Annotated in this window: 12 protein-coding genes; 10 read left to right on the top strand and 2 right to left on the bottom strand. The window is 64.3% G+C overall.

Annotated elements, in window-relative coordinates:
- Positions 1 to 331: 331 nt before the first annotated feature.
- The 10 genes from HMPREF3167_RS09555 (at position 332) to HMPREF3167_RS00295 (ending at position 11,534) form a co-directional block, all read left to right on the top strand.
- Positions 332 to 943 (top strand): hypothetical protein, encoded by a 612-nt coding sequence (locus tag HMPREF3167_RS09555; RefSeq protein ID WP_145989874.1) that lies wholly within the window; start codon positions 332 to 334, stop codon positions 941 to 943.
- Positions 903 to 1,454 carry an amidase domain-containing protein gene (locus HMPREF3167_RS10140; protein ID WP_145989875.1) on the top strand — a complete coding sequence of 184 codons (552 nt, stop codon included), beginning with the start codon at positions 903 to 905 and terminating at the stop codon, positions 1,452 to 1,454. The genes HMPREF3167_RS09555 and HMPREF3167_RS10140 overlap by 41 nt, the downstream gene beginning before the upstream one ends.
- A 101-nt stretch (positions 1,455 to 1,555) precedes the next feature.
- Complete coding sequence (locus HMPREF3167_RS00330; protein ID WP_062613863.1) at positions 1,556 to 1,915, top strand: hypothetical protein; 360 nt, start codon at positions 1,556 to 1,558, stop codon at positions 1,913 to 1,915.
- A 196-nt stretch (positions 1,916 to 2,111) separates the two neighbouring features.
- Complete coding sequence (purE, locus tag HMPREF3167_RS00325; RefSeq protein WP_062613864.1) at positions 2,112 to 2,603, top strand: 5-(carboxyamino)imidazole ribonucleotide mutase; 492 nt, start codon at positions 2,112 to 2,114, stop codon at positions 2,601 to 2,603.
- A gap of 86 nt (positions 2,604 to 2,689) precedes the next feature.
- Complete coding sequence (gene purC, locus HMPREF3167_RS00320) at positions 2,690 to 3,400, top strand: phosphoribosylaminoimidazolesuccinocarboxamide synthase (protein ID WP_070444876.1); 711 nt, start codon at positions 2,690 to 2,692, stop codon at positions 3,398 to 3,400.
- Positions 3,401 to 3,425: 25 nt separating this feature from the next.
- Positions 3,426 to 4,925, top strand: coding sequence for an amidophosphoribosyltransferase (gene purF, locus HMPREF3167_RS00315; RefSeq protein ID WP_068538508.1), 1,500 nt, complete (start codon positions 3,426 to 3,428; stop codon positions 4,923 to 4,925).
- Positions 4,922 to 5,953 (top strand): phosphoribosylformylglycinamidine cyclo-ligase, encoded by a 1,032-nt coding sequence (gene purM / locus HMPREF3167_RS00310; RefSeq protein WP_070444872.1) that lies wholly within the window; start codon positions 4,922 to 4,924, stop codon positions 5,951 to 5,953. The genes purF and purM overlap by 4 nt, the downstream gene beginning before the upstream one ends.
- A complete protein-coding gene (gene purN, locus HMPREF3167_RS00305; protein ID WP_070444869.1) occupies positions 5,950 to 6,519 on the top strand; it encodes a phosphoribosylglycinamide formyltransferase in 570 nt (189 codons plus the stop codon). The genes purM and purN overlap by 4 nt, the downstream gene beginning before the upstream one ends.
- Positions 6,516 to 7,790: a phosphoribosylamine--glycine ligase gene (gene purD, locus HMPREF3167_RS00300; RefSeq protein ID WP_070444866.1), complete on the top strand. Its 1,275-nt coding sequence runs from the start codon at positions 6,516 to 6,518 to the stop codon at positions 7,788 to 7,790. Before purN ends, purD begins: the two co-directional genes overlap by 4 nt.
- Before the next feature lie 9 nt (positions 7,791 to 7,799).
- Positions 7,800 to 11,534: a phosphoribosylformylglycinamidine synthase gene (locus HMPREF3167_RS00295; RefSeq protein ID WP_246825723.1), complete on the top strand. Its 3,735-nt coding sequence runs from the start codon at positions 7,800 to 7,802 to the stop codon at positions 11,532 to 11,534.
- 27 nt (positions 11,535 to 11,561) lie between these two features.
- Here the strand turns inward: HMPREF3167_RS00295 and HMPREF3167_RS00290 are convergent, their stop codons facing one another.
- Together HMPREF3167_RS00290 and HMPREF3167_RS10010 are read right to left on the bottom strand one after the other, a co-directional pair.
- Positions 11,562 to 12,413, bottom strand: coding sequence for an ATP-binding protein (locus HMPREF3167_RS00290; RefSeq protein WP_246783059.1), 852 nt, complete (start codon positions 12,411 to 12,413; stop codon positions 11,562 to 11,564).
- The gene (locus HMPREF3167_RS10010) at positions 12,397 to 12,672 is read right to left on the bottom strand and encodes an ATP-binding protein (protein ID WP_246825722.1); all 276 of its coding nucleotides are present in this window, start codon (positions 12,670 to 12,672) and stop codon (positions 12,397 to 12,399) included. The genes HMPREF3167_RS00290 and HMPREF3167_RS10010 overlap by 17 nt, the downstream gene beginning before the upstream one ends.
- Positions 12,673 to 12,980: the final 308 nt, after the last annotated feature.

The raw sequence follows: 12,980 nt of genomic DNA, 5'->3' as shown, positions 1-12,980 counted from the left end.
CCTGCCCATATCTTCGGCGCTGGGTGTGCCCTCGCTTGGCGCTCTTTGCCAAACGCTCTCGTCGGCAACCAGCACACCGAATAGAATGGAAAGCGGTTCGGGCGGTGTGAATTACCGCCCTTGAGCCGGTTTGCTGCGGTCACTTCCATGTCGACTCTCGTGGAGTCCCTCTACCGCCTTGAGGTTTGGGGGCGTAATACCAGAGGTGTAGAAAGGTTGCCAAATATGTGTAGAAGTGGTGGTTATTTCTGAAATATGATCGCCAGCACGCGAGCAGCTACATGCTCCTGTTGAGGTGGCAACGGTGCCGCCGTTAGTATGAGGCGGCTCTATGTTACGTGGAGTTTTAGCCTTAGCCGCTATGTTTACGCTGGCGGTTCAGCCTATGCCGTTGGCATCACAAGAGAATACTGAAATGGATTCCGTCGTACATGTTGATCGATTTCAGAGTGACAGTGCCGTCAATGAAGACGGATTCGTTGAGGTGACAAACAAGTATAAGGTTAAGTTGAGTGGTAAGAGTTATACCATTGTCTCTGATGCTCGACTACTTGATGAAGAAGCAGTTTTGGATCGTTTTCGTGCGGAGAATCAACTTGCTCTCGATCGGATGTCGGAGATAGTTAGATTCTCGGCACTGACAATGGATAACGTAGACGACTACGTAACGGCGCTTATCCCGGTGATGACTGCCACCGAATACGAAGGCAATGCTATTACGCCTCGTGATGTTCAGGATGCGAACTCAATCCTTAGTATGTGTTTCTTGCTCTTAGGAGGCGAGAACTCCGATCTATTGGATGATGCCCTCGGGGTAATCGACGGGCTGGATCCTTCATCTGAGGAATTTGCATTGAGCCTTGATCGGGTTTCTACCTACGCGCCAGCGCTTGCAGGTGACAATGCTGACTTTGTACAGGATGCTCAGGTTTTTTCTCTCTAGCCGTAGTGCTGTAGTCCCCTTTTCTGCGACGCCTGGAATTGATGGAAGCAGTTTCTCTTTAACGAGGGCGAACAACTACGCAAAGCGTTGGGCGTATTCGCATAATCCGCAATACGAGTATTATGCGGGTCGTGACTGTGCGAACTTTTTGTCGCAGATCATGAAGGCCGGTGGTTTTAAAGAGAATGCAGTTTGGAGTTATCGCGCAGGGAATCCGACTCATTCGTGGTCGGTGGCGAATGGCCTTGCCAATAGATTTGGAGTGACGAGGAAGACCACATCTTTGACGACGTTTACTTCTCGTGCTGTCGTCGGGCGGCCGGTGGCATTATATAATAACACCCGGATCTATCATGTTGGATACGTGATGGGAAAGAGTGGCTCGTCCTCTTATCATGGTGTGTCGTATCGACCGTTAACAATTGCACAACACACCGATGGCTATTACGGGTCAATGGACGGTGGGGCTGCAAGGCGTTGGCGTGATCAAGGTAGGTGGGTGACGCCATGAGGGGCGGTGTGCTACTGCAGGTCGGTGTACTTATCTCTGCCTGTCTTCTACTTAGCGCGTGTGCGAGTAGCGAGGAACGTCTTGATAAACTCTCTCGGGCGATGATCGATGGCGGATACGCGACATCCTTTGAGCCGACGGATCAAGGTTATCTCGATAGGTTGGAGTCGGCCGGTTTGGGTGTCAGTGATGGCTGCATGAGCATCATAGAGATCACCGACCGTGAAAGGCTCGTCTTTGCTTCCGAGACTGGAATGCTTGCTACCGAGGTTGATGCGGCGTCACTGGCTATGGATTCGGATGGCAACACGGCAGTCAATGGTCGATTTATCCTGGTTAAGTCTCTCCAGGATGGCGAGTATTGCGCCACGCTCTACGGAGACTACTTGGAAGATCGCCCCTCACCTGAGATGGATGCGCGCCACGATGAGGCGGCGCGCTATTTCCGGTCGATTGGATAGTGCCCAAGGTCGGTCGGTGAGCCTGGGCGTGGGCCCAGGTTCACCGACGCCGGGCTGGCCAGCCGTCCTAAGGTGTGAGACCTGATGTCGAACCGGCATTTCGACCCTTGAGACAGAATTTGCTTAGCCCTCCCGTCTGAGCTGGAATAGTAGAGCGCCGGCGCGAGTCGGGGCTTCGCCAAGCAAGGGAGAGACAGTGCTCAAGGTTGGAATCGTCATGGGAAGCGCGAGCGATCTGCCGATTGTCCGCAAGGCGGCAGACATGCTCGATACGCTGGAAGTCCCCTACGAGGTCCACGTGTACTCGGCACACCGCACGCCCGATCAGGCGGCGGATTTCACCCGGAATGCCCGCGCGAACGGGATCGGTGTGATTATCGCTGCGGCCGGCATGGCGGCCCACCTCGCGGGTGCCGTGGCGGCGAACACCACGCTGCCCGTGATCGGCATTCCGCTCACCTCCTCCAACCTTGATGGCATGGACGCCCTCCTGTCCACCGTCCAGATGCCCCCGGGGATGCCGGTGGCCACGGTCGCGATCAACGGTGCGAAGAACGCGGCCATCCTCGCCGCCCAGATCATTTCCCTGACCGACCCGGAGCTCGCCGCACGCATCGAGGCCGATCGCGAGGCCACAAGGGCCGCCATCCTCGAGAAGAACGCCGAAGTCGAGGCCGAGTTTAACTAAGTGCAGGGGCGCCAGCAGGCGCCCCTTATCACGTGCGCGTTGCGCGCTTATCGATAACCATCACCTATCAAGAGAATCGCAGGAACATGTACGGTCCCCAGCTTTACGAAGGCAAGGCAAAGAAGGTTTACGCAACGGACAATCCGGAGCAGGTTGTGGTGTCCTACAAGGATGACGCCACGGCGTTCGACGGCCAGAAGAAGGGCACGATCGCGGGCAAGGGTGTGGTCAACAACCGCATGTCGAACCTGGTGATGCGCATCCTCGAGGAGCACGGCGTGCCCACCCACTACGTGGAGGAGCTGAGCGACCGTGACACGATCGTGAAGAAGGTGGACATCGTCCCGCTCGAGGTCATCATCCGCAACGTGTCGGCCGGCTCGTTCGCCAAGCGCTACGGCGTGGAGGAGGGCATCGTCTTCGACGCCCCCACGATCGAGTTCTCCCTCAAGGACGACGCCCTGGGCGATCCGCTCATCAACTCCTACCACGCCCTCGCTCTCAAGCTTGCCACCGCTGAGGAGATCGAGCAGATCAAGGACTACACGTTCACGGTCAACCGCGTCCTGTCCGAGTACTTCGCCACCCTCAACCTGCGCCTGGTGGACTTCAAGGTCGAGTTCGGCCGCCTCGCGGATGGCACGATCGTGCTGGCGGATGAGATCTCCCCGGACACGTGCCGCCTGTGGGACCTGGATACGGGCGAGAAGCTGGACAAGGATCGTTTCCGCCGCGACCTGGGCGGCGTCGAAGAGGCCTACGCCGAGGTCATGGCGCGCGCCCTGGGCAACAAGTAACAAGTAGCGGGAGTTTAGGCCACCAATGGCTCTTGAAGAGGAATGCGGGGTCTTCGGGGTTTTCCGGCCCGAGGCCGGTTATGTCGCGCATGATTTGTACTACGCCCTTTACGCCTTGCAGCACCGCGGGCAGGAGAGCTGCGGGATCGTGGTCAACGACGACGGCGTGTTCGCCGAGCACCGCGACGTCGGCCTGGTCGGTGACGTCTTTACTGCCCCTGTGTTGGAGCGCCTGGGGACGGGCGAGATGGCGACGGGCCATGTGCGCTACGGCACGACGGGCTCGCGTAGCCGGATCAACGCCCAGCCGCTCGTGGTCAACCACATGAAGGGCACGCTGGCGATCGCCCACAACGGCAATCTGGCCAACGCCTCCGAGCTCCGCCGGGAGTTGGAGATGCGCGGCTCGATCTTCCAAACGACCACGGACACCGAGGTGATCTCGTACGAGATCATCCACGAGCGTCTGCGCACCAAGTCGATCGAGGCCGCTGTCGAGTCGGCGATGAACTACCTGGTGGGGGCGTATTCGTTGGTGGTGATGTCGCCGCAGAAGCTGCTGGCGATTCGCGATCCGCACGGTTTTCGCCCGCTGTGTATCGGCACGCTCGACGACGGTGGAGTCGTCTTCGCGTCGGAGACGTGTGCGTTGCACGCGGTGGGCGCCACCTACCTGCGGGATGTGGAGCCGGGGGAGATCGTCATCGCCGAGCGCGCGCCGGAGGGGGCGCAGGCCCCGATTTCGCTGCGTTCGATTCGCACGCACTGCGGCACGACCCCGCACACGGCCTGCGTGTTTGAATACATCTACTTTGCGCGCCCGGATTCGGACGTGGATGGGATGAGCGTGCATACCGCCCGCCAGCGCGCGGGCCGCTTCCTCGCCCAGTCACACCCGGCGGAGGCGGACATCGTGGTGGGCGTGCCCGATTCGGGGCTTGACGCCGCGATGGGCTTCTCCCAGGAGTCCGGTATTCCATACGACACGGGATTCATCAAGAATAAGTACATCGGGCGTACCTTCATCTCCCCGGGCCAGTCCAGCCGTGAGCGTGGGGTGCGGATCAAGCTCAACCCGGTGCCGTCGGTGGTGGCGGGCAAGCGCGTGGTGTTGGTGGATGATTCGATCGTGCGTGGCACTACCTGCAAGCGCATCATCCGCCTGCTGCGCGAGGCAGGCGCCACGGAGGTCCACTTCCGGGTCTCGGCACCGCCGTTCCTCAACCCGTGCTACTACGGCACGGACATCGATTCGCGCGAGAAGCTCATCGCGTGCCATATGAGCGAGGAGGAGATCCGGCAGGATATCGACGCCGATTCGCTTGGCTACCTCTCGATCGAGGACGCGCGGCGGATGGCCGAGCCGGCGAAGATCGGTGGCTTTTGCACGGCGTGCTTCGACGGCAATTACCCCACCCCGGTGAGCGACCCGGAGGTGAGCCGCTACAAGCGGACGATTAGGACGGGCGTGGTCAAGACCGACGACACCCCCACGATGTGGCAGATGAAGGAGGCTCGCCCATGACGAGCGATTCCCATTCCGATTCCTACGCGGAGGCCGGGGTCGATATCACGGCCGGTTATCGGGCTGTGGAGCTCATGGCCCGGCACGTGGAGCGCACCCGCACCCCGGGCGTGGTCTCAGGTTTGGGCGGGTTTGGGGGCCTGTTCGCCCCGGAGGTGGCGGGCATGGAGCGCCCGATCCTCGTATCGGGCACGGACGGCGTGGGCACGAAGCTCAAGCTTGCCTTTGCGCTCGACCGCCACGACACGGTGGGTGTCGACTGCGTGGCAATGTGCGTCAACGACATCGTGTGCTCTGGCGCCCGCCCGCTGTTTTTCCTCGACTACATCGCGTGTGGCAAGAATGTTCCCGAGCGCATCGAGCAGATCGTGGCCGGCGTCGCCGAGGGCTGCGTGCAGGCGGGCGCGGCGCTGATCGGCGGGGAGACGGCCGAGATGCCGGGCTTCTACCCCGAGGATGAGTACGACCTCGCCGGCTTCGCGGTGGGCATGGTGGACGAGGCGAAGATGATGAAGAACGAGGCCCTGCCGGGCGACGTCGTGATCGGGCTTGCGTCCTCCGGCGTGCATTCGAATGGCTTTTCGCTGGTGCGCCGCGTGTTCGACATGGACCCGGAGGCCCTCGGCACGCACTACCCGGAGTTGGGCCGCACGCTCGGCGAGGCGCTCATCGAGCCGACGAAGATCTACGTGAGGCCCATCCTGGCGCTGGCCGAGGCGGTGGACGTCAAGGCGGTCAGCCACATCACCGGCGGCGGCCTGTACGAGAATCTGCCGCGCGCCCTGCCCGCCGGGCTTGGCATGAGGATCGACACAGCCGCGATCGCCCGCCCGCCGATCTTCGACCTCATCGCGCGCGAGGGTGACATCCCCGAGCGCGACATGTACAACACGTTCAACATGGGCCTGGGCATGGCCGTGGTGGTCAGCCCCGACGACGTCGATGGGGCACTTTCCGCCCTGGCCGCCGCGGGCGAGCCGGGCACCGTGATCGGCGAGGTCACCGCGTCGGAGGGCATCGAGCTGTGAGGGTAGCTGTGCTCTGCTCGGGCGGGGGAACCAACCTCCAGGCGCTCATTGACGCCGCGGCCGATGGCCGCCTCCAGCACGCGCAGCTGGCGCTCGTGGGCGCGGACCGGGACTGCTTCGCGCTTGAGCGCGCCGAGCGGGCCGGGATCTGCGCCGTGCGCGTGGCGACCAGCGACTTGGCCCGGGTGCTCGAGGAGGCCGCGATCGACGTCGTGGTGCTGGCCGGGTACCTGGCGATCGTGCCGGCCGAGGTCACGAGCGCCTACGCGGGCCGCATGATCAACATCCACCCCTCACTCCTGCCGGCCTATGGCGGCCCGGGCATGTACGGCCTGCGCGTCCACGAGGCCGTGTTGGCCGCGGGCGAGAAGGTCACGGGCGCCACTGTACACCTGGTCACCGACGAGGTGGACGGCGGGCCGATCCTGTGCCAGGCCGAGGTGAAGGTCGAGCCGGGGGACACCCCGCAGTCGTTGCAGGCGCGTGTGATGGAGCAGGCCGAGTGGCGTCTGTTGCCGGCCGCGCTCGCGGAACTAACGCAGAAGCTGGAAGGGGCTGGCCGATGAAGGTCATGGTCATTGGGTCGGGCGGGCGCGAGCACGCGATCGTGCGCAAGCTGGCGCAAAGCCCGCGCGTGAGCGAGATCGTGGTGGCGCCGGGCAATGCCGGCATCGCCCGCGAGGAAGGCCGGGGAGCCGCCGTCACCCGCGTGCCGATCGACGCGCTCGACATCGATGAGCTGGTCACCTACGCCGCATCGAACGCGGTAGACTTCGCCGTCGTCGCCCCGGACGACCCGCTCGTGGCCGGCGCGGTGGACGCCTTCGCCGCCGCCGGGATCCCCGCCTTCGGCCCGAACGCGGCCGCCGCCCAGATCGAGGGGTCGAAGTCGTTCGCGAAGGCCTTCATGGCCCGCCACGCCATCCCCACCGCCGGTTACGCCGTCTACGACGACGAGGCGGCGGCCCTCGCCCACATCGCCACCTGCCCGCTGCCCGTGGTGGTCAAGGCTGACGGCCTGGCGCTCGGCAAGGGCGTGACCGTGGCACTCACGCGTGAGGATGCCGAGTCGGCCGTGCGCGAGGCGATGGCGGGCCGCTTCGGCGAGTCCGGCAAGCGCCTGGTGATCGAGGAATTCCTGACCGGCCCGGAAGTGACCGTGCTGGCCTTCACGGACGGTAAGGCGATCCGCCCGATGGTGTCCGCCATGGATCACAAGCGCCTGCTCGACGGCGACCAGGGCCCGAACACCGGCGGCATGGGCGTCATTGCCCCGAGCCCGCTCTACACGCCTGAGGTCGCGCAGCGGTGCGAGCGCGAGATCTTCCGCCCCACCGTGGACGGCCTGGCCGAGGAGGGCACGCCCTTCACCGGCTGCCTCTACTTCGGCCTGATCCTTACCGAGGACGGCCCGAAGGTCATCGAGTACAACTGCCGCTTCGGCGACCCCGAGACCCAGGTGGTCCTCCCACTCCTCGAGTCCGACCTGCTCACCATCTTTGAGGCCACGACGAATGGGACGCTGGGCGAAGTCGACGTCGACTTCGCACCCGGCGCCGCCGCCTGCGTGGTCATGTCCGCTGAGGGATACCCGGCCTCGCCGCGCCGGGGCGACCCGATCGACCTGCCCGCCGACCTCGAGGAGCACGTGGTCATGGCCGGCGTGGCCGAGAACGAGGGCCAGCTGGTGACGAACGGGGGCCGCGTGCTCGGCGTCGTCGGCCAAGCCGATACCCTCGCCGGCGCCCTCGACCTCGCATACGAGCGCACCGCGCGCATCTCCTTCGCCGGAGCCCACTACCGTACCGACATCGCCCACCAGTTCCGCCACCCGTAAAGGAAAATCATGCACCGCATCTACGTCGAAAAGAAGCCCACCGAACGCCTCGAGGCGGCGGCCCTCGCGTCCGAACTGCGCGACGTCCTCGGCCTGAACGTCGGCCAAGTGCGCGTGCTCAACCGCTACGACGTGGATGGGCTCACCGACACCGAGTTTGCCGCCGTCGTCCCCACGATCCTGTCCGAGCCGCCCGTGGACGTCACGTTCTCCTCGCTTGACGACGCCGACCTGGCCGGTCACGTCTTTGCCGTCGAGCCGCTGCCGGGCCAGTTTGATCAGCGCGCCGACTCGGCCGCCCAGTGCATCCAGATCCAGCTGTCCGGGCAACGCCCGGCCGTGCGGGCCGCGAAGGTCTATGCGATCGAGGCGGACGAGGCGGCGCTCGCGGCGATCAAGGGCTACGTCATCAACCCGGTGGAGGCGCGGGAGGGCGACCTGGCCCAGCCCGAGAGCCTGGAGGCGGACGTGACGGAGCCGGCCGACGTCGTGAGCGTGGAGCTGGTCGGCGCGACGGATGCCGATCTTGCTGCTCTACGCGCCGAGTTGGGGCTCGCTATGAGCGGGGCGGACCTGGCGATGCTGCGCGACTACTTCGCCGCCGAGGGCCGCCAGCCCACGATGACCGAGGTCAAGGTGGTGGACACGTACTGGTCGGACCACTGCCGGCACACCACGTTCAACACGATCTTGGACGAGGTAACCTTCGCCGCCCCGCAGGTCGAGCAGGCCTTCCAGACCTACGTGGACGCGCGCGCCGAGCTCGGGCGCACCAAGCCCGTCCCCCTCATGGACATGGGCACGATCGGTGCGAAGGTGCTGCGCTCGCGCGGCAAGCTCGTCCATCTCGACGAGTCGGAGGAGATCAACGCCTGCACGATCCGCCGCGACGTGGAGGTGGACGGCAGGGCCGAGCCGTGGCTCATCCTGTTCAAGAACGAAACGCACAACCACCCCACCGAGATCGAGCCCTTCGGCGGGGCAGCCACCTGCATCGGCGGTGCCATCCGCGATCCGCTGTCCGGGCGCGGCTACGTGCACGGCGCCATGCGCCTGACCGGCTCCGGCGACCCGCGCACGCCCCTGTCCGACACCCTCGAGGGCAAGCTGCCCCAGCGCGCGATCGCCCAGCGCGCGGCCGCGGGCTACTCCTCCTACGGCAACCAGATCGGGCTGGCCACCGGCATCGTAGATGAGATCTACCACCCCGGCTACGTGGCCAAGCACATGGAACTCGGCGCCGTGGTCGCGGCCGTGCCGGCTGACCAGGTGCGGCGCGAGGAGCCGACGGCGGGCGACGTCGTCGTGCTAGTTGGCGGCGCCACCGGGCGCGACGGCATCGGCGGGGCCACCGGCTCGTCCAAGACACACACCACCGAGTCCCTTACTACGGCCGGCGCCGAGGTCCAGAAGGGCAACGCGCCCGAGGAACGCAAGCTCCAGCGCCTCTTCCGCAACCCGGACGCCTCCCGCCTCATCAAGCGATGCAACGACTTCGGCGCGGGCGGCGTGGCCGTGGCTGTGGGTGAGCTCACCGACGGGCTCGACATCAACCTCGACGCCGTGCCCAAGAAGTACGAGGGCCTGGACGGCACCGAGATCGCGATCTCCGAAAGCCAGGAGCGCATGGCCGTGGTGGTCGAGGCCACCGACGCCGAGGAGTTCATCGAGCTCGCCGCCTCCGAAAATCTGCAGGGCACGATCATCGCAACTGTCACCGATTCGGCCCGCCTGCGCATGTTCTGGCGCGGGGCGCCGATCGTGGACATCGCCCGGTCCTTCCTCGACACGAACGGCGCCGAGCAGCGCGCTCGTGCCGATGTCGCGCCCGCGGGAGACTGGCGCGCCACCGCCCTGGGGCGTGCCGGATCGTTCGCCGAGCGCCTGGCCGAGGTGGCGGGCGACCTCAACGTGGCCTCCAAGAAGGGGCTCTCCGACCGCTTCGACTCCACCGTGGGCGCCGGCACCGTGCTCATGCCCTACGGCGGCACCCGCCAGGCCACCCCGATCCAGGCGATGGCCCACCGCCTGCCCGCCTTCGCCGCCACCGACGCCGCGACCGTCATGGCCTGGGGCTACAACCCCTACCTCAGCGAGGCCAGCCCCTTCCACGGCGCCTACCTCGCGGTGATCGAGTCCGTGGCCAAGCTCGTGGCCACGGGGGCCAGCGCCGACGACGTCTACCTCTCCTTCCAGGAATACTTCGAGGGCCTGGGCGAGGACCCGGCCCGCTGGGGCAAGCCCGTGGCCGCCCTGCTCGGCGCGCTCGAGGCCCAGATCGGGCTCGGCACCGGCGCGATCGGCGGCAAGGACTCGATGTCCGGCTCCTTCCAGGACCTGACCGTGCCGCCCACGCTCGTGTCCTTCGCGCTCGCGGTGGACGACGCCGGGCACATGGTCCCCAACCAATTTAAGGCCGCCGGCAACCGGGTGACGGTGCTCCGCCCGCGGATGGCTGAGGGCGGGGCGCTCGCGGGCCTGCCCGAGCCTGAGTCGCTGCTCGAAGTTTTTACCCAGGTCACCGAGCTGCTACGCAGCGGTGCGGTGGTCAGTGCATACACGCCCGGCCGCGGCGGCCTCGCCGAGGCCGTGGTGAAGATGGCCGCCGGTGAGGGGCTTGGTTTTGACTTCGAGGGCGCCGACCTCGACTCGCTCTTCGACTACGCCTACGGGGCCTTCGTGCTCGAGTGGGCCGACGGTGTGGGGGCTGAGGGGGTCGGCGGTACCGCAGGGGGTGGCGCGGACGGCGTCGTCGGCGAGGTGCTCGGAACCGTGGCGCCGGAGGGCTTCTCCTTCGGCGAGGAGCGCGTGGCCAGCGCCGAGATCTTCGAGCTCAACGAGTCCGTGCTCGACGTCGTCTACCCCCGCCACGCCGACCAGCCCGGCGAGGTGCCGGCGAACGTGGGGAGCCAGCCGCGCGTCGTCAATACGAAGGGGGCGGCAAGGGCCGGCGTGAGCGCCCTCATCCCCGTGTTCCCTGGCACGAACTGCGAATACGACACCGCGCGGGCCGTTCAAGCCGCGGGCGGCAAGGCAAACGTGTTCGTGGTGAAGAACCGTAGCGAGGAGGACATCGCGCGCTCGGTGGAAGGATTCGCCGCCGCGCTCGCCGATTCCCAGATGCTCGTCATCCCCGGCGGATTCTCCGGCGGCGACGAGCCCGACGGCTCAGCCAAGTTCATCACCTCGTTCCTGCGCAACGAGGCTCTGGTGGAGGGCGTGGGCCAACTGCTGGATCGCGACGGTCTCATCCTTGGCATCTGCAACGGCTTTCAGGCCCTGGTCAAGCTCGGGCTGGTGCCGTACGGCAAGATTGTGGAGCCGCGCCCCGAGGCACCCACGCTCACCTTCAACCGGATCGGCCGCCACCAGTCGAGCATCGTGCGGGTGCGGGTGGAGAACACTTCCAGCCCGTGGCTGGCCGGGGTCAAGCCGGGGGAGGTCTACTCGGTGCCGATCTCCCACGGCGAGGGCCGTTTCCACGTGTCGGACCAGGACCTGCAGGCGATGATCGCGGGTGGGCAGATCGCCACCCGCTACGTTGACCTGGCGGGGGAGCCCACCATGGACATCGCCGCCAACCCCAACGGCTCAGTGGCCGCGATCGAGGGCATCACCTCGCCCGACGGGCGTGTATTTGGCAAGATGGGCCACGCCGAGCGCATCGGTGCAAACCTCTACCGCAACGTGCCGGGCCGCTACGACATGAGGCTCTTCGAGTCGGCGGTGGCCTACCTGGGGTAGGGAGGCCACCGACACCGGCGCACAAACCTACTTTTGCCCCTTGCGGTGGCGCTTCTGGGGTACGACGACGTCGGGTATCTCGCGTTGCATGAAGCGGTCAAACTGGGGGACCGTGAGTGACGCGTAGCCGTGTGTAGGAGTGTAAAGCAAGCCCATGTTGATCAACTCTGACCGCGTGGGCCCGAGGCTTTGTGAATCGCGATGCATCACCTTAGCTACAGCACTAGCCTTTTGAGGACCGGGTCCGAGCTCTGCCATAGCGCGGAGATAAGCAGCTTGAAGTGGGGTGGCGCGGTCAAGGCGAACGCGGAAGAACGACACATCCAAACCTGACTCGAAAATCGGGATCGACCTCTCGACATCGTGGCGTCGAATCGGGGATTCCGGTGCCACCCCCCACACAGCAGATCCAAGCTCCTGAATAAAATAGGGGTACCCCTCAGTGACGTCGATCGCGCATTGCAGTGCGTCTTCTTCCCAAATCACACCTTCTTGGCGTGCTGGATCAGCGAACGCTTTGCGTGCATCGTCTTCGTCAAGCGAGTCAATCTTTGGAAAAGTAAACAGGCGCTCCGAATACGATTTCGCATCTCCAGCCAACTCGGCGATCTGTGGTAGGCCAGCTCCCACCAAAGTGATAGGCAGAGCGCGCTGAACGGTCTTGTGAATGGCCATGATGAGGGATTCCAACTGGTTGCGATCCAGGAACTGGATTTCATCGATCAGTAGGACCACTCCGCACTTATGTGCTTGGGCTGCTTCTCCCACGCTCACGAGAAGCTCGGTCAAGTCATATTCGAGTACTTGTGAATCAGCTAGACCGTCAAAATCAGTGATATTGAGGCCTGCGCTGATAGCTCCATCAGGATCGAAGCTCATAGAAAATGAGCCGAGGACCCGTGCCGCCCTTTCGAGGCGAGCGTCCCATCTTTTTCGAGGGCGAAATACGCAACAGTGCGGTACGAAGCCTCATGGCAATCTGCTGCCGGAACCGATTCTCATCGTGTTTTGATGCTTCGAACTCGACAGTGACCCACCCCGAATACTCGGCGCGCTCACGAAACTCGTTAAGCAGAACAGTCTTGCCAACTCCGCGCAACCCGGTGATGATCATCGAGCGGGCGGGGCGGCCTTTCATGCTCCTAGCCAAGAGAATCTCAAATCTATTCAGTTCATCCTCACGGCCAGCAAGAACGGTGGGTTTCGCACCTGCATTGGGGGTGTACGGGTCATCGACGTACTGTACGTACTAATTTTATCAGGTTTATGCATTTATGGGCATTTTATCTAACTAAGCTAAAGCGCCCATAAATACATAAAATAGCGATAAATGGATAAAATCGGTCGGTTCGAGGCTGTGTGGCTATGTCGCCTCGGGTGAATCACCCTCGCCGCCGGCGCCGGATTAAAATATCTTGGACGTTTTCGGGGCGATCTCCCCATATG

Origin of the sequence: Trueperella sp. HMSC08B05, assembly GCF_001808405.1 — a bacterium.
In the GTDB taxonomy this organism is placed as follows: domain Bacteria; phylum Actinomycetota; class Actinomycetes; order Actinomycetales; family Actinomycetaceae; genus Trueperella; species Trueperella bernardiae.
Note: the sequence above shows the minus strand (reverse complement) of the source record. Positions and strands in the feature narration are given on the sequence as shown.